The sequence below is a fragment of the Maribacter aquivivus genome, from assembly GCF_900142175.1.
GTDB classification, from domain to species: domain Bacteria; phylum Bacteroidota; class Bacteroidia; order Flavobacteriales; family Flavobacteriaceae; genus Maribacter; species Maribacter aquivivus.
Genome location: NZ_FQZX01000003.1, coordinates 283,340 through 301,515, shown reverse-complemented (window position 1 = coordinate 301,515; position 18,176 = coordinate 283,340). Strand labels below are relative to the sequence as shown.

Below are 18,176 nucleotides of genomic sequence, written 5' to 3'. Positions count from 1 at the left end.
TCATAAATTATTTATAATGCAAAAAAGTGGGCTATAAACCCACTTTTTAATTTATACTCTATTGTATATTATTTACTTAATATATTGAATCTCTTGAGCCTCTTCAACTGTTTCAGTATTCAAGAATCCTTGATCTTCCATCCACTGGTCACTATATATTTTGCTCATATAACGAGAACCATGATCTGGAAAAATACAAACTACATTACTATTTTCGTCAAATGTATTTAGCTCATTAAGCTGCTTAATAGCCTGCATAACCGCACCACTAGTATACCCAACAAAAATACCTTCTGTTTTAGAAATTTCTCTAGCTGTATGCGCACTTTCCGCATCAGTAACTTTTATAAACTCATCTATAGCACTAAAATCTGTTGCCCCAGGAATAAGATTTTTACCTAAACCTTCTATTCTATACGGATAGATTTCATTGGCATCTAATTTACCCGTTTCGTGATATTTCTTTAATACAGAACCAAAAGCATCTACACCGATAACTTTAATATTCGGGTTTTGTTCTTTTAAGAAACGAGCTGTACCAGAAATAGTACCACCAGTACCACTACACGCAATTAGGTGCGTTATTTGTCCGCCAGTTTGCTTCCAAATCTCAGGACCAGTAGACTTATAATGCGCTTCCATATTCAGCTTATTGAAATACTGATTAATGTATATGGAGCCTTTAGTTTCTTTGTGTAATCTCTTAGCAACCTCATAGTAAGACCTAGGATCATCTGCACTAACGTGCGCCGGACATACATATACTTTTGCGCCCATAGAACGAAGCATATCTATTTTATCTGGAGATGATTTAGAACTAACTGCTAGTATACAATCGTACCCTTTAATAATACTTGCCATTGCAATACTAAAACCAGTATTACCTGAAGTTGTTTCTATTATTGTGCTGCCTTCGGTAAGAATACCTGCCTTCTCTGCCTGCTCAATAATATGAATCGCAATTCTATCTTTAGAAGAGTGACCCGGATTGAATGCTTCTACCTTAGCGTAAAAATTACCTGTAAGGTTCTCTGCTATTCTATTTAATTTAACTAATGGTGTATTACCTACTAGTTCTAAAATATTGTTGTAAGCCCTGATCTCATTTTTCATAAGGGGGATATCAATGTTTAATTAATATATGAACGAAATTTGTTAAAATTTCTGATGCAAATTTACTGAATTTTTTCCACTATGCGATTTTTCCTTCTAAATCTAAAAGAAATGCATATTCCTTAGCTACCTCACGTAAAGACTCAAACCTACCTGAAGCACCGCCATGACCTGCTTCCATGTTGGTATTCATTAACAATATATGGTTATCAGTTTTTAACTCTCTTAGCTTAGCAACCCATTTTGCAGGCTCAAAATACTGAACTTGAGAATCATGCAAACCTGTTGTTACCAACATATTCGGGTATTCTTGAGCAATAACATTATCATAAGGAGAATATGATTTCATATAATCGTAATAGTCCTTTTCGTTCGGGTTACCCCACTCATCATATTCGCCCGTTGTAAGAGGTATAGAATCATCTAACATAGTTGTCACAACATCTACAAAAGGTACAGCGGCAATAACACCGTTATAAATATCTGGTTGCATATTTATGATCGCTCCCATTAATAAACCACCAGCAGAACCGCCCATAGCGTATAAATGATTGGCACTTGTCATATTTTGTGCTATTAAAAATTTAGAACAATCTATAAAATCGGTAAACGTATTTTTCTTTTGCAACAACTTCCCAGTCTCGTACCATCTACGTCCTAAATATTCTCCTCCTCTAATATGAGCAATGGCAAATACAAATCCGCGATTCAGCAAACTCAACCTAACGGTAGAAAAATAGGGATCAATTGTTGAACCGTACGATCCATATGCATATTGCAAAATGGGTGTATTTTCATCTAAAACAGTATCTTTTCTGTACACAAGAGACATTGGTACTTTCACACCGTCTCTTGCCGTTGCCCATAAACGCTCTTCTTTATAATTATCTTTATCGAATAGACCACCAAGCACCTCTTGTTCTTTCTTGATTTCCTTAGCCTTAGTTCGCATATTAAAATCAATAACAGAACTAGGCGTTGACATAGAATTGTAGGAGTATCTTAAAATCTCCGTATCAAAATCAGGATTACTACCTACATAAGCTGTGTATGTTTCGCTTTTAAAAGGTAAAAAATACTCACCGCTACCGTCCCACTTAATAATTCTAATTTTGTTTAGTCCGTTCTCACGTTCAGAAAGCACATAGTATTCTTTAAAAATATCAATATCCTCCAAGAGCACCTCTTCACGGTGGGCAATAAATTCTTGCCAATGCTCAGAAGTAGTTTTCTCTTCAGATGTACGCATCAGCTTAAAATTCTCTGCTTTATCCTTATTCGTTAAAATATAAAAGCTATCCTCATAATGAAAAATAGTATATTCTAACCCTCTTTCTCTAGGTGAGAATACTTCAAACTCCCCATCAGGATTATCCGTAGAAAGAATTTGAAATTCAGAAGTTAAGGTACTAAATGAGCCTATTACCAAATATTTTTTAGATTTGGTACGGTATACGAATGTGCTAAACGTATCGTCTTTTTCGTGAAAGACCAATACATCTTCAGACGTAGGTGTGCCTATTTTATGCTTGTAAATTTTATCTGAACGCAACGTAACAGGGTCTTTTCGCGTATAAAACAGCGTTTGGTTATCATTTGCCCAAACACCACCACCAGTTGTATTCTCTATTTTATCATCTAAAATCAGACCTGTTTCAAGATTTTTTATTTGAAGTGTATACTGCCTTCTAGATACCGTATCTACCCCAAAAGCCGCCAATTTATTATCAGGACTAATAGCTATACCACCAAGACTAAAGTAGTCATGACCTTTAGCCATATCATTACAATTGAATATAATTTCTTCAGTAGCTTCTAAATTTTTCTTAAATCTAGAATACAAAGGGTATTCCCCTCCTATTACGTAACGGGTGCTGTACCAATAACCATTTAGCTTATACGGCACCGAAGAATCATCTTCTTTAATTCTACCCTTCATTTCTTGAAATAGAGACTCTTGAAAATCTTTGGTATGCTTTGTTAAAGAATCGTAATACGTATTCTCTGCCTCTAAATATGAAATAACATCTTTATTCTCCTTATCATTCAGCCAATAATAATTATCTAAACGAACATCATCATGTTTAACTAATTCTTTGGGAACTTTTTTCGCCTTTGGCGGATGCTTAAGAGCCATATAAACTTCTTTATTAAATAAGATGGCAAAAATAAGACTAATTCATAGACCCCCGTTTTATTAGGATGAAAAACTGAAATACTCCTATTTTTAGTACTTTTACAACCTAAATCTAAAAATGATATTATGTTTGGAGATATGATGGGTATGATGGGGAAACTTAAAGAGACCCAAAAAAAAGTAGAAGAAACCAAAAAAAGATTAGACACTGTAACATTAGAAGAAAAGTCTAATGACGGTACCATATCAGTTACCATAACTGCGAACCGAGAAATTAAGAAAATTGCAATAGATGACAGTCTTTTACAAGACAAAGAGCAATTAGAAGATTATTTAATACTAACTTTAAATAAGGCTATAAAAAATGCAACCAATGTAAACGAAACTGAATTAGCAGCAGTTGCCAAGGATGGAATGCCCAATATTCCTGGCATGGATTCGTTATTTAAGTAAGATTGGCAAGTTATTTGTAGTTAACCTTTTAAATATTAATTATGAAGTATATTATTCTATTATTCATGATTCCGCTTTTTGCTTCAGCACAAGCAGACTTTAACAGCGTAGATGATTCTAAATGGCTTACCAATTATGATTCTGCTATTTCAAAAGCTAAAAAGCAAAAGAAAAATGTATTGGTTTATTTTACGGGTAGCGACTGGTGCCCACCTTGTAAAATGTTAAAAACCGATTTGTTCGATACTAACGAATTTCAAGAATTATCAAATAATTACATTCTTCTATATGTTGATGTTCCTAGAAATAGAGATTTAATATCAGAGAAGCAAATGATTCACAACAAAGAATTGTTGACCAAATTGAATAAGAAAAAGGTATTCCCATTGTTTAAGGTAATAGATGCTAAAGGAAATGAATTAGATAAATTATCTGGTTATAGCATGAACGGTGTTATAGATTCTCATCTTAAACTCTTAGAAAAGAACAAATAATTTTAAATAATTACCAATATATAAAAAGGGCTTACATCATGTAAGCCCTTTTTATTTTTATATACTTCTGTATTATGAATATTAAATAATACATGTTGTTTACATAACTAACATCTACAGTAACTAGATAACCTCAGCAGTAATACCCATACTCTTTAACAACTACCTTCATTAGCACCCGTAACACTCTACCCCATTTAAAGCTAAATTCATTTAAGGTCAAAAAGCAAGATCAGCAATTGCTTAGTAGAAATTAGAAGAGGAAGAAGAAGGAGAAGAGTTTATCTCTCTATAAGATTAGCAACAACCTCTATTATATCTTGTCGCATCAATATTAAACATAGCTACGTGAGATACCCATAGAACTGATTAGATATGAAAGCAGTAAGTTTTACGCATAAAAAAAGGGCTTACTTTACGTAAGCCCTTTTTCACTAAATAACCTATTTACTAGTTATTAATTAATCTAAATTGAGTTCTTCTGTTAGCTGCGTGCTCTCTTGCAGTACAAGAAACACCATCACTACATCTGTTTAATAATTTAGTCTCACCGTAACCGTTAGCTACTAAAAGACTAGAATTAACACCTTTAGTAATTAAGTAATCTGCCACCGCCTTAGCTCTTCTTTCAGATAGGTTTTGGTTAGAAGCTGCACCACCTTGAGAATCTGTATGAGAAGCTAATTCAACTTTAACACCAGGGTTTTGAGCTAATACAGGTAATAATCTGTTATCAATAATACTTTTTGCTTCAGAAGTTAATGTTGCGCTACCAGACTCCCAGTTAATAGGTAAAGCTTGGTACTCAACTAATGCACATTCTACTTCTTTCCAAGTAGTTAATCCACCTTTTTCTTTCAATACCTCTTTAGAGATAGTAGTAGTTTTAGCAGGAATCAATTCTTCAACTGTGTAAGCATCTTTATCTAAAACTGTTTTAGTAATTTCTCTGTATTCTGCAGGAATAATTTTCTCAACAACTTGTGCAGGAGAAATTAATACTGATTTAGTATAAGATCCATTTTTAGAACCTAATGGAGTAGTTGTAGTAGAAGCCGCATTTGCAAGAACTTGAGTTGAAACTGTCTCAAATTGTGCAGGATACCCTTTGTAACACCAGTATCTACAATCATCAGGATTACCTGACTCACAATCAGGAGCAGCAACTCCTAATTCCCATTGTGCATAGGCTGGCTTTATTTCTAATGTTTGTGTGCTAGGAGAAAAAGAAGCAGGGATCACCTGTAAAGAATTTCCACCTCCTTTAGATACATACGTTACAGTTTCTGTTCCCCACTTAGCAGGAACTACTGTTAGTACTTTTTCTTCTTCTCTCACTAATACACGTTCTGTAATTGTCTTGAATGTAGCAGGAACCGTTTTTAAAATCTTGTAAGACGGATTTGTTGTAATTGTTGTTGACTCGTTTACATAAACATCTGGAGTTGTACAACGAACATAACATTTACCAGGTTCTGGATTTGACGGCAAATCTTGTGCCATTGCAAAAGAAGCTGAAAATGCAACTGCTAGGAATAATACTTTTTTCATTTTGATAAGGATTTAAATAGTTAATATTTGGCAATTTATGTTAATATTTTAACATTTCAATAAGAAACGCCTTACTTTTTGTAAGCTTTTTCTTAATCAAAAGTTAATGAATTAACCTCTCAATAGTTTAGACACAGCATTATTTAAAAAGTCACTAAAAACCAGAGAAAATATTAATTATCTTTAATGATATGATTAAAATTGACAAGAAGGAAGACGGATTTTACCAATTCATTTTAAAGTCTGACAATGGCAGCGTTTTATTAAAAAGTGTATCGTTCAGTACTGAGAACGAATTAGATAACACTATAAAAGATATAAAAGCGTTGAAAAACACCAACGGAAAATTCTTTGAACGCAGAACAAATACCGACGGAAAATTTTTAGTAGAATTAAAAAATTCTACCGGAAAAATAATTGGCTCCAGTGGACTTTACTCCTCTGAAGCCGGTATGGAAAATGGAATTTTGAATATTTCTAACAGTATTGACCTAGGTATTATATAGTTGCTAATTGCTTCAATAATTCTTGGTGCATGTCATTTGTATAATCCAAATGGGTCACCATTCTTAATTTTCCCTGACCCATTCCAATGATTAAAATATCTTTTTCTTTTAGGGTATTAACAAATTGATCACTGGACATAAAAGATTCATCTATTTCAAAGATGACGATATTGGTCTCTATAGGCTCTACTTTTTTTATAAAAGATTTTGATTCTAATGCCAGTCCAATTTCTTTTGCCTTCTTATGATCCTCTGTCAATCTATCAACATTATTATCTAAAGCATAAATTGCTGCGGCAGCCAAAAAGCCAGACTGGCGCATTCCACCACCAAATATTTTACGAATACGTAGCGCTTTGTCCATATGTTCTTTTGTACCTATTAACAAAGAACCTACTGGGCAACCTAAGCCTTTACTTAAGCATACGCTAATAGTATCGAACAATTGACCGTATTGCAATGCCGTTTCATTCTTTTCTACCATAGCGTTCCACAACCGAGCTCCATCTAGGTGATATCCTAATTTATGATCATCGCAGACTTTTCTAATTTTCTGAAGCTCTTGAAAATCCCAACAAGTACCACCACCTTTATTGGCTGTATTCTCAACACATACTAATGTGGTAAGCGGACTATGATAAAAATCTGGCGGATTGACTACAGACACAACCTGAGCAGCCGTCATAGTACCTCTATCGCCATCTACCAATCTACAAGAAACACCGCTATTAAAACTTACTCCGCCACCCTCATAATTATATATATGAGCATATTTATCACAAATTAATTGTTCGCCTGGTTGCGTATGTAATTTTATAGCAGTTTGGTTGGTCATGGTACCACTAGGAAAAAATAACGCAGATTCCATTCCAAAAAGCTTGGCAGCTTTTTCCTCTAAAGCATTTACTGTTGGATCTTCTTTAAAGACATCATCACCAACCGCTGCTGACATCATTGCATCTAACATGCCTGGTGTAGGTTTTGTTACCGTATCACTGATAAGATTAATTAGCATAAGAAATTGTAAAAATTGAATTAATGAAAACAACTCATTCCTATTGGCGAACCATCAGGAATCTTAGGCGAAGGTATTACTTTGAACAATTCTGGATGCTCTCCAAATGTTTTAATTCTTTTAACCATTTCTGCACTAATTGCATTTGAGCCAGAATCTTTAATCAATTGAATATTCAACTCATTTAATTTTTGAGATGCAATCGCATTTACCTGCGGATGAACATTTGTATGCCCTGCCAAATTCATAATATGAAATAGCACTCTAAAATTAATGATGGTCTGGGCTTCGCTCAAATAAGCATCTTTCTGCTTCTTATTAATAGTAGCTGCTATCAATTTATCTAAAACCTCATCCAAACCAACATTATCTGTAGCAATTGCTTTTTGCTGAATTAGTCTTGATGCTTTCTCTGGATGTAATAAAAAAGTTAATGTCATATCTGAGGCAGTTTCTACGGCAGAAAGCGCATCAAAAGAAACTCCAGTTTTACCATTAATAGATTCTCTTGTTCTAGGCGTACCAAAAGCACGTGGTGGAAACAAGCTTAATTTATCTTTAGGTATTGCTATTTCATTTGCATCCAAAGTCTTTAAAACAACTTTTAACGCTTCTTCTTGCATTGCTTTATCTGCAATAGCAACAACTTCTTGTCCATCTCCTTTTATGGCATAGTTGTATTCTAATCCTCCTATAACCTTCGCTACACCTTCCGTCTGGTACCTATGAAAGAAATAAAGTGGTACAAATACATCTTCTAAAACCGAATATGGCGTACCATCTTGAATATTATCCGCAGAAAAATTAGCTATAGCCACTTTACGCAGCTTTAACATATCATCTAATTCTTTACTAACATTTGTGCCGTTATCCCATAAATGGGCCAACACATGGGCACTACCTTGTGGTCGTGCATCTTGATCTGTAATATAACGTAGTCCGTCAGTCTTGGCTTTATCCAAAATTTTGTTCAGACCTTCTATTTCATTTTCACCTTCATTAAAATTCTGATATGAATAAGCCACCGTAACCTTATCCCAATCCCCCATTCCTACTTCATAGGCTTTTGCAAAATTTACTTCACCATTTATTAATGAAAACTGCGGATGCGGATAATCCATAACCGATGACTTATTAGTAGTGCTCGCCGCATAGTTATGTGCAAAACCCAATGTATGTCCTATTTCATGAGCTGACAGCTGACGAATACGCGCAATAGCCATTTCTAACATTGGCTGGTAGTTATCATCTCGCTCAGCAAAAGCCTTATTCATTAATGCTTGGGCAATTAAAAAATCTTGACGAATTCTTAAACTACCTAAACTTACATGACCTTTCATTATCTCTCCAGTTCTTGGATCAGTAATACTACTACCATAGCTCCACCCTCTTGTTGACCTGTGCACCCATTGAATTACATTGTAACGCACATCTAAAGGATCGGCATCGTCTGGTAACATTTTTAATTGAAAAGCATCTTTATAACCAATTGCTTCAAAAGCTTGGTTCCACCAACGACCACCTTCTAAAAGTGCAGAGCGTACAGGTTCAGGCGTACCATTGTCTAAATAATAAATAATTGGCTCAACCGCTTCACTAACTGTTGCCGTAGGATCTTTTTTCTCTAAACGGTGTCTTCTTATAAATTGCTTTAATATATTAGATTCTACTGGCGTTGCGTAATCGTAATAATTAAAAGGAGAAGAACCTGATCTTGGGTCAAATACACGTTTTTCATATTTATTATCTGGTAACTCAATAAAAGAATGATGTTCTGCAACCGTAACCAAATTTGCATTTGGTGCAACACTTCTAATATACCCTCCTTTAGCTTCACCCTTAAAAGTCATGGTAACATCAAACTCTACATTTTTAGGGAACGCTTTAGTTCTATCAAGAGCAAATGCACTTTTAGATTTATCTAAACTATATGAACCTTGTTCTGTTCTTTTTAAACGGTTAGACACACCATGAGCATCTTGCATTAAAAAATCAGTAATATCAATAACATACGTACCATTTTTCTCTTCTACAATTGGGAAACCGAATAAAACTGATTTAGCAAAGGCCTGCTCTACAGATTTACGCTCTAATTCATTATCGGTAATCGCCCTATACTTCATATTCGGCTGAACCAACAATAGCTTGTTACCTGCTTTCTTAAAAAATACTACTTGTTCATCACCTAATTGACCACGATCTAAACCAATATCATTACTTCCTATACCACTACTTAAAGAGTAGACATATAAAAATTCTTCATTTAAATTATCAACTTCTAAATAAATTTTGTCGGTATCGCCATCATAATAAAAATCATAAAGACCTTCATATTTAACAAAATTTTTCTTTTGATCACTAAACTGCGCTGATAGCGTATTAAAGGATAGTAACACCAACACAAGCAGAAGTGCGTAATTCTTTCTCATTTTCTATAAGTTTTGCTTAAAAGTATAGAAAAACTAATGAATGTAAAACAAGAGGACCCAACTAAATTATAAATACTATACTTGTTAAAAAAGCTATCGAATATTTACAGAATAAAGAAAAATACTGTTGATTATTATAAAAATGTCAATTGTTTATTGCTTTTTATCATGTACCTTTTAACAAAAGAAAATCTATGACCAACATTGAGAATCAAATTTTTTCTTCTTATCAAAGAAATCCAGATTTATATGATGAAATCTATGATAAGGACGGAAAAATCAAGGAGGTGTACCAAAAACTATTTAAGCTTTATGGTGAACATTCGATTATTGATTATGTCTCATTAAATAACAAAGCCAAATCTTCTTTTTTTAATCAAGGAATTACTTTTCAAGTATATGGCGATAATAATGTACAAGAGAAAATTTTTCCTTTCGACTTATTCCCTCGAATAATTGACCCGGTAGAATGGGATATTATAGAACGTGGATCTATACAAAGAAGTAAAGCTTTAAATTTATTTCTATGGGATATTTATCATGACAAGAAAATTTTAAAAGATAAAGTCGTTCCTATAGACCTTATAACATCTTCTGCGAATTACTTGGATCAAATGAACGGTGTAAATCCACCGGGCGGAATATACAATCACATTTCAGGTACAGATGTTATTAAACATAACGACGGTAAATATTATGTTCTTGAAGATAATATAAGATGCCCCTCTGGCGTAAGCTATGTTATATGTAACCGAACAGCACTTAAAAAAGCCCTGTTTGGAGTATTCAATCACTACCAAACACATACAGTTACCAATTACGCAGAAAACCTTTTAGAGCTTTTAGAATCAGCTAAACCTAAAGGGGTAGATATACCTAATGTAGTGGTCATTACCCCTGGCATGTACAACTCGGCATTTTATGAGCATTCATATTTAGCTAAAACAATGGGTGTAGAATTAGTAGAAGGTCGCGATCTTTTTGTGGAAAACGATTTTGTATATATGAAAACTATTAAGGGACCAGAAAGAGTCGATGTTATATACCGCAGAATAGATGATCAATTTATAGACCCCTTAGAATTTAACCCAGATTCTGTACTTGGTGTACCAGGTTTGTTCGCCGCTTATAAAAAAGGCAATGTCACTTTAGCAAATGCTCCTGGTACAGGTGTGGCAGATGACAAAGCGGTGTACACTTATATGCCACAGATCATAAAGTACTATTTAGACGAAGAACCTATATTAAATAATGTACACACCTACCATTGTAGCAGATCCGATGAATTAAAATATGTTCTTGAACATATTCATGAACTTGTTATTAAACCAGTAGATGAAGCTGGCGGCTATGGTATTTCAATAGGAAACAAGCTCACCAAAGCAGAAATAGAAAAGGTTAAAGCTGAAGTTAAAGCTAGCCCTAGAAAATATGTTGCTCAACCTATTATGTCATTATCTGTTCACCCAACTTATATAGACGACACAGAATCTTTTGAACAAAGACACGTAGATTTAAGAACGTTTACTGTTCTAGGAAAGGATAAAGAATTTGTTTTAAAAGGAGGATTAACCCGTGTTGCCTTAAAAAGAGGCAATTTAATCGTAAACTCATCTCAAGGTGGCGGATCTAAAGATACTTGGGTACTAAAAAAATAAAGAAACTATATGTTAGCAAGAGTAGCCAATAACTTATTTTGGATGGGACGTTATATTGAACGTTCAGAACACGTAGCAAGATATTTAAATGTAAATTATTTTTCATCGTTAGATGCACCAAATCTAAAATCTCAAGACAGGCAGTTTGTATTACGCTCCATGTTATTCATGGTAGGTGACCCTGAAAAGGATGCAGAAAAATTTTTAAAAGAAGAAGATGTACTTTATAAAATTGGGCTTGACCCAACGTATGGCGCCTCTATAATAAATAATATAAAGTTTGCTAGAGAAAACGCAAATAGTGCACGAGATCTTATTTCTACAGAGCTATATGAGGCCATCAACAAATTTTATCATTTTGTAATAAACTACCCAAAAGAGATATTTGTTAAAAACGGACTGCATGATTTTACAACACATGTAGCAGAAATGACAGATATATTAAGAGGTAAAATAAGAGGAACACTTTTACATGATGCCACCTATGCTGTTATTTCAATGGGGATAAACATAGAAAGAGCTACTCAAATAACTAGAATGATCAATGCAAAATATAACGATGCATTACTTTCTCAAGATGGTGAAAACGATAGATTCAGCAAAAGTTTTGAATGGACCACTTTATTAAAATGTGCAGAGTCTTATGATATGATGCGCAGATTCTATAAAAAGACCCCAACAAGCATCTCTACATTAGAGTTTTTAATTTTAAACCCTAATTGCCCTAGGTCTGTAATGAACTCTTTAAACCAGGTTAATCAGCATGTAAAGATGCTTAACCCCGAAAAGCGATATAATAAAGATTCAACTGCTTTTTTAATTGGCAGAGTCAGGTCTGAATATGAGTTTAAATACATTGAAGAAATAGACAAGGATATTAAATCATTTATAGAGAATATTCTTAAAAGTCTTGTGGACATTAGTGACAAGGTAGATGAGGAATTTTTTAACTATTAGACGGGTTAAATAAGGTATATTTGTTCTTATGCCGAGAGAATTTGAGATTACTTATAATGCAGAGAATATTTATGATGATTGGGTGCATGATGCGCATTGGCAATTTTTAATAATTCCGGTAGAAAACGAAAGTCAATACGAGGTTGAGATTGAGTTCGAAAACTCGTTATTTGCGCATACTGAAGAATCTATAAACGGATATGGTTTTAAAACCCTTCGAATACATCCAAAGAAAAAATTTAAGAAAATAACTTTTGAAGCTAAATTCAAGTTTAAAAAGGAAGAAGTTGACCCGTACAATTTCAATATAAATCCGGATATTTCAACAGCCTATAACGAACTGCAAAGTTTAGATTTTAAAATAACCCATGAGCGTTATTTAAAATTCACTTCGTTTACAACGTTAGATAGCGCACAACAGCAACTATTTAAATTCAATACTTCAATTTCTATTTTCGATAATCTTGAAGCATTAAATCATTGGATTTTTGAATATATTAAGTTCACCACCGGTGTAACTGAAGTAGGCACGCTGCTAAAAGATGTCATTTCTAAGAAAAAAGGAGTTTGTCAAGATTTTGCTCATTTATTCTCTGCACTGGCACGAATTAATGGCGTACCAACCAGATATGTTTCTGGATATATTGATCAAGAAAGTGGCTATATGGGCGATTCTCAAATGCACGCATGGACAGAAGCATTTGTACCAGAAATTGGATGGAAAGGTTTTGACCCTACAAACAATATTTTAGCCAATACAAACCATATAAAAGTTTGTCATGGCAAAGACTACAATGATTGCGCACCTTTAAAAGGCATAATCCACTCGCATGGCAAGCATAAGACAGCACATTCAGTAACTGTAGAAAGCCATCAATAGGTAATTTAAAAATATCTTCCATCCTTATTTAAAAGAGTATTATTTTTACCCAAAATAGAATTGTATGAATATTAGTATGGACCATTACAAAGGTCTTATAGATCGCCTTGGTGCGTTAAGGAGGTATCTTTGACATTGATGCCAAATTAATAGAAATAGAGAACGAGCAAGAGAAAACCTTAGCACCTGATTTTTGGAACAATCCTCAAGAAGCACAGGCACATATGAAATTTATCCAGTCTAAAAAACAATGGGTAGACGATTATAACGCGGCAGAACTTTTGATTGCAGATTTAGAAGTGCTCATTGAATTTCAACAAGAAGGAGAAGTTACAGAAGCTGAAGTTGAAAGCCAATACGAAAAGGCTTTGAACACCCTAGAGAAGATGGAATTCAAGAATATGCTTTCTGAAGAAGGTGATGAATTACCAGCTGTACTTCAAATTACCGCAGGAGCAGGTGGTACTGAAAGCTGCGATTGGGCAGCTATGCTTATGCGTATGTACATGATGTGGGCAGAAAAGAACGGTTATAAGATCAAAGAACTCAATTACCAAGAAGGTGATGTTGCCGGTATTAAAACGGTTACATTAGAAATTGACGGTGAATATGCCTTTGGATGGTTAAAAGGTGAAAACGGCGTACATAGATTAGTGCGAATTTCTCCGTTTGATAGTAATGCCAAAAGGCACACATCTTTTGCATCGGTATACGTTTACCCGCTGGTAGATGATAGTATAGAGGTAGATGTAAATCCTGCTGACATAACTATTACTACCGCTAGATCTAGTGGTGCTGGTGGACAGAATGTAAACAAGGTGGAAACCAAAGTGCAATTAACCCACCACCCTACAGGCATTCAGATTTCTTGTTCAGATAGTAGAAGTCAACATGACAATAGAGCTACGGCAATGAAAATGCTAAAGTCGCAATTGTATGAGATAGAACTGCGTAAGAAAATGGAAGCACGACAAGAAATTGAGTCTTCTAAAATGAAAATTGAATGGGGCTCACAGATTAGAAACTATGTAATGCATCCTTACAAATTAGTAAAAGATGTAAGAACAGGTGAAGAAACCGGCAATGTCGATAATGTAATGAACGGCGATATTGATCAGTTTCTTAAAGCCTTTCTAATGATGATGGGACAAAGAGATGAAGAATAACATAGAGTATCCCAATTCATTTATTTTATGAATTGGGATTTCTAGTATTAAAATTAAATAGTATGATTAAAATATATCATAATTCTAGATGTAGTAAATCTAGAGAAGGACTTAAAGTACTTGAAGATTCTGGCAAGAAATTTGAAGTAGTAAAATATTTAGAAGATATACCAACAAAAGAAGAACTAAGAAATGTTATTAGTTGTTTAGATATTAAGCCTATAAATCTAGTTAGAAAATCTGAAGCAATTTGGAAAGAGAATTTTAAAAACCTATCCTTATCAGATGAAGAATTAATAGACGCTATGATAACATATCCTAAATTAATAGAACGGCCAATTATAATAAAAGGCAATAGAGCTGTTATTGGCAGACCGGCATCGAACATTGATGCTTTGCTAAAATAGAATTCATTATAATTACCCAGTTAATTATCTTAACAAAGTATTAACCATTTTCAGTTAAACCATAGTATAACTTTATAATCTAATCATATGAAAAACGTAATAAAATGTAGCAATCTAAAAGTATTAGCATTGCTATTAATTCTATTAGGAAGTTCTGAAATTTACGCACAATACGGTTATGGCAATAACGGTTATGGATCACGTGGCGGCTATGGTTATGGTAACCAAAGAAGTTCAATACCTCAGGCACAAACACCTGCTGAACCACCAAAACCTAAAACTGCCGAAGAATTAGTAGATGATGAAATGCCAAGAATTTCTGAAGCGCTTGCACTAAATGAATTTGAACAGGCTGTATTAAGTTCTGTTTTAAAGAAATATGTACAAGAGCGTATAGAAGCTCAAATATTAAAGCTACCGCCAGAAAAAATGGCTGAGGTATATGAGAATATTACTAAAAGGCAAGACGAAGAATTAAAAGCAGGTTTGCCATTAGAAAAGTATGAAGCTTTTGTTGCACTACAAAAAGATGGTGTTTCAAAAACTATCAAGAAGAATAAAAAGAAGAAAAAAGACAAACGAAAAAAATCTAAAACCGACTAAATGAAACAACTTTTCCCTTTACTCCTACTCCTAGCACTATCATTCAATTACACATATAGTCAAAGACCGGGGGGAGACCGGGAAAGAGGTCCAATAGTTATTACAGGTAAGGTTGTAGACAAAGATGACAACCTACCTTTAGAATATGCTACACTAGTACTACAAAGTGTAAATAACCCAGATAAAATTACTGGCGGAATAACAGATATTGATGGAAACTTCAAGGTAGAAACTACGCCTGGAAAGTATAATGTTTCCATCGAATATATTTCATACAAAACGTATAAATTACCTAACCAAACATTAACAGCCTCAAAAGATTTAGGCACTGTTAAATTGGCTTTAGATGTTGCTCAACTAGAAGCTGTTGAGGTCGTTGGCGAGAAAACTACCGTAGAGGTTCGCTTAGACAAAAAGATTTACAATATTGGTAAAGACCTAACCAATAGTGGTGCTACCATTACCGACGCACTAAACAATGTACCATCTGTTGATGTTGATGTTGAAGGTGCCATTAGTTTACGAGGCAATGCAAATGTTAGAATATTAATAAACGGAAAGCCGTCTGCCCTTGCTGGTTTTGGTTCTACCGATGCCTTAACACAACTACCTGCAGATGCTATTGAAAAAGTTGAGGTCATTACGAGTCCGTCTGCAAGATATGACGCCGAAGGTACCGCTGGTATTTTGAACATTGTACTTAAAAAAGAAAAAACACTTGGCTTTAATGGATCGGTAAATACTACTATAGGCTACCCTGTTAATAGTGGTATTTCAGTAAATGCCAATTTACGTACAGATAAATTTAATTTGTTCAATACTACGGGTTACAATTATAGAGACGCGCCTGGTAATGCGTTTTATGACAACACCTACTCTTCTGGTACTTATGACAGAATTATTGAAGACAGAGAGTACAATAGGCTGCGCAAAGGTTTCAATACAAATTTAGGTTTAGAATATTTTTTAACCGAATCTTCCTCTCTTACCGGTAGCGTATTTTATAGAACATCTGATAGTGAAGATGAAACAGGTAATACCAATCAAAGGTTTATCAATAATGCTTTAAACAGTGAAACATTTAGAACTGAAGATGAAACTGAAGATGACGAAAACTACCAATTCTCATTAAATTATGTAAATGACCTTGATGAAGATGGTCAGAAATTAACGGTAGATCTTCAGTACTCTAAGGGTAATGAAGATAAATTTTCTATTATTCAAGAAAATAACACCTTACCGAACGATGATTTAATTGTTTTAGAAAATGTTTATGAAAAAGAAACGGATATTGAATATTTAGTACAAGCAGATTATGTACTACCTATAGGCGATGCTCAATTTGAAGTTGGTTATAGAGGTACTTTTGAAGAAACAGGTACTGACTACCGTTTAGACTCTTTAAATCAAGATACAGGTCAGTTTAATATTAATGAAGATCTTACCAACTTATTCACCTATACTGAAAATGTAAACGCATTATATACCCAGTACGGAAATAAGTTTGGAAAGTTCTCTTTTTTATTAGGACTTCGATTAGAGAACACGCAATTAAAAGGAGAACTAACTTCACTTTATGACTCCAGCGAATTAGAAGATCAATTAGGTGTAGATGTAGATGCCAATTTTGATAAAAACTACTTAGGTCTTTTCCCTACGGTAAATTTGATTTACGAATTAGCAGAAAATGAAAACATCTCTCTAGGCTACAACAGAAGAATAAACAGACCAAGAGGTAGATATGTAAACCCTTTTCCTTCTAGATCCAGTAGAACAAATATTTTTCAAGGAAATCCAGATTTAAATCCGGCATTTTCAAATGCTTTTGATGTGGGTTATTTAAAAAGATGGGATAAAATAACTTTAACTTCCTCTATTTACTACCAAAGAGAAACAGACTCTTTTGAGAGAGTTCAAGAAGAAACCGGACAAACAACCACTGATGGTATAGAAATCATCAGATCTATTCCTATAAACCTATCTACTAATGACAGAATAGGTGTTGAAGCAGGGGTACTATATAGTGCAGCTAAATGGTTACGTTTAAATTCTAGTTTTAATTTCTTCCAGTTCTCTACAGAAGGTGACTTTAATGGTGTTGACTATGGCACTACAAATACTAGTTGGTTTGCAAGATTTAGTACTAAAGTTTCATTACCTGCAAAGGTAGATTGGCAAACGAATGCTTTTTACAGAGGTCCTTCTTCTACAGCACAAACAGAAAATGGCGGAATATTCTCATTGAACCTGGCATTCAGTAAAGATATTTTAAGTGATAATGGTACACTATCTCTTAATGTAAGTGACTTATTAAACTCTAGAAAAAGAAGCTCTTATACAGAAACAGAGTTCTTTACCTCAGATAGTGAATTTCAATGGAGAAGACGCCAAATAACAATGGGCTTTGTATATCGTTTCAACCAACCAAAAGAACGCAATAGAGGTTCTAGAGGAAATGGTGGCAATGAAGGTGGAGAAGAAATTGAAGGATAGAAAACAGACAAAACAAAACACAAAAAAAAGGAGCCAATAGGCTCCTTTTTTTATACTGTATTATTTATGCTTCTCTTGCGGCTTTTTTCTTGTCGCGTCTTTCTTTCAATAACTCTATAATGTTACCTCCTAACCAGTAAGGAACAACAAATAATAACAAAAACATCATTAGCCAAAAACCAATGGTTAATATGGTTAAAAACGCTAAAAATCCTAAATATTGGTCAAAATCAAACATATCTTATTACTTATATATTGCAAAGATACCATAAACGAATTATTTTTTGCAAACGTTCTGCAAAATTAATTTCAAT

The 18,176-nt window shown here is 34.0% G+C and carries 16 protein-coding genes; 10 read left to right on the top strand and 6 right to left on the bottom strand.

Annotation, left to right across the window (positions count from 1 at the left end):
- Nucleotides 1–72: 72 nt before the first annotated feature.
- Both BUC31_RS16950 and BUC31_RS16945 read right to left on the bottom strand, forming a co-directional pair.
- On the bottom strand, nt 73–1,113 hold the full coding sequence (locus BUC31_RS16950; RefSeq protein ID WP_073246482.1) for a cysteate synthase: 1,041 nt from the start codon (nt 1,111–1,113) through the stop codon (nt 73–75).
- A 79-nt stretch (nt 1,114–1,192) separates the two neighbouring features.
- On the bottom strand, nt 1,193–3,250 hold the full coding sequence (locus BUC31_RS16945; RefSeq protein ID WP_084135079.1) for a S9 family peptidase: 2,058 nt from the start codon (nt 3,248–3,250) through the stop codon (nt 1,193–1,195).
- 126 nt (nt 3,251–3,376) lie between these two features.
- Between BUC31_RS16945 and BUC31_RS16940 the strand changes: the two genes are divergently transcribed.
- Complete coding sequence (locus BUC31_RS16940; RefSeq protein ID WP_073246478.1) at nt 3,377–3,703, top strand: YbaB/EbfC family nucleoid-associated protein; 327 nt, start codon at nt 3,377–3,379, stop codon at nt 3,701–3,703.
- Nucleotides 3,704–3,744: 41 nt separating this feature from the next.
- The gene (locus BUC31_RS16935; protein WP_073246476.1) at nt 3,745–4,197 is read left to right on the top strand and encodes a thioredoxin family protein; all 453 of its coding nucleotides are present in this window, start codon (nt 3,745–3,747) and stop codon (nt 4,195–4,197) included.
- 450 nt (nt 4,198–4,647) lie between these two features.
- Here BUC31_RS16935 and BUC31_RS16930 read toward each other — a convergent pair whose 3' ends face one another.
- Nucleotides 4,648–5,748, bottom strand: coding sequence for an OmpA family protein (locus tag BUC31_RS16930; protein WP_073246474.1), 1,101 nt, complete (start codon nt 5,746–5,748; stop codon nt 4,648–4,650).
- Between the two features lie 191 nt (nt 5,749–5,939).
- Between BUC31_RS16930 and BUC31_RS16925 the strand changes: the two genes are divergently transcribed.
- A complete protein-coding gene (locus BUC31_RS16925) occupies nt 5,940–6,254 on the top strand; it encodes a YegP family protein (RefSeq protein ID WP_073246472.1) in 315 nt (104 codons plus the stop codon).
- Here the strand turns inward: BUC31_RS16925 and BUC31_RS16920 are convergent.
- A complete protein-coding gene (locus BUC31_RS16920) occupies nt 6,247–7,269 on the bottom strand; it encodes a threonine aldolase family protein (RefSeq protein WP_073246471.1) in 1,023 nt (340 codons plus the stop codon). The two genes, BUC31_RS16925 and BUC31_RS16920, sit on opposite strands and share 8 nt — an antisense overlap.
- A 20-nt stretch (nt 7,270–7,289) precedes the next feature.
- The gene (locus BUC31_RS16915; protein WP_073246469.1) at nt 7,290–9,698 is read right to left on the bottom strand and encodes a zinc-dependent metalloprotease; all 2,409 of its coding nucleotides are present in this window, start codon (nt 9,696–9,698) and stop codon (nt 7,290–7,292) included.
- Between the two features lie 194 nt (nt 9,699–9,892).
- Here BUC31_RS16915 and BUC31_RS16910 point away from each other — a divergent pair, with 194 nt between their 5' ends.
- From BUC31_RS16910 to BUC31_RS16880, 7 genes are all read left to right on the top strand, one after another.
- On the top strand, nt 9,893–11,356 hold the full coding sequence (locus BUC31_RS16910) for a circularly permuted type 2 ATP-grasp protein (RefSeq protein ID WP_073246468.1): 1,464 nt from the start codon (nt 9,893–9,895) through the stop codon (nt 11,354–11,356).
- A 9-nt stretch (nt 11,357–11,365) separates the two neighbouring features.
- Nucleotides 11,366–12,313 carry an alpha-E domain-containing protein gene (locus BUC31_RS16905; protein WP_073246466.1) on the top strand — a complete coding sequence of 316 codons (948 nt, stop codon included), beginning with the start codon at nt 11,366–11,368 and terminating at the stop codon, nt 12,311–12,313.
- Between the two features lie 28 nt (nt 12,314–12,341).
- The gene (locus BUC31_RS16900; protein WP_073246464.1) at nt 12,342–13,193 is read left to right on the top strand and encodes a transglutaminase-like domain-containing protein; all 852 of its coding nucleotides are present in this window, start codon (nt 12,342–12,344) and stop codon (nt 13,191–13,193) included.
- Nucleotides 13,194–13,257: 64 nt separating this feature from the next.
- A protein-coding gene (gene prfB / locus BUC31_RS16895; protein WP_244534070.1) for a peptide chain release factor 2 occupies nt 13,258–14,359 on the top strand; the annotation gives its coding sequence in 2 pieces (ribosomal slippage) (nt 13,258–13,323 and nt 13,325–14,359; 1,101 coding nt in all).
- Between the two features lie 62 nt (nt 14,360–14,421).
- Nucleotides 14,422–14,766 carry an arsenate reductase (glutaredoxin) gene (gene arsC, locus BUC31_RS16890; protein ID WP_073246463.1) on the top strand — a complete coding sequence of 115 codons (345 nt, stop codon included), beginning with the start codon at nt 14,422–14,424 and terminating at the stop codon, nt 14,764–14,766.
- Between the two features lie 87 nt (nt 14,767–14,853).
- Nucleotides 14,854–15,369: a hypothetical protein gene (locus BUC31_RS16885; protein ID WP_073246461.1), complete on the top strand. Its 516-nt coding sequence runs from the start codon at nt 14,854–14,856 to the stop codon at nt 15,367–15,369.
- Complete coding sequence (locus tag BUC31_RS16880) at nt 15,370–17,862, top strand: TonB-dependent receptor (protein WP_073246460.1); 2,493 nt, start codon at nt 15,370–15,372, stop codon at nt 17,860–17,862.
- 64 nt (nt 17,863–17,926) lie between these two features.
- On the opposite strand, the gene BUC31_RS20380 is transcribed toward BUC31_RS16880, so the two are convergent.
- The gene (locus BUC31_RS20380; protein WP_091609002.1) at nt 17,927–18,100 is read right to left on the bottom strand and encodes a hypothetical protein; all 174 of its coding nucleotides are present in this window, start codon (nt 18,098–18,100) and stop codon (nt 17,927–17,929) included.
- Between the last annotated feature and the right edge of the window lie 76 nt (nt 18,101–18,176).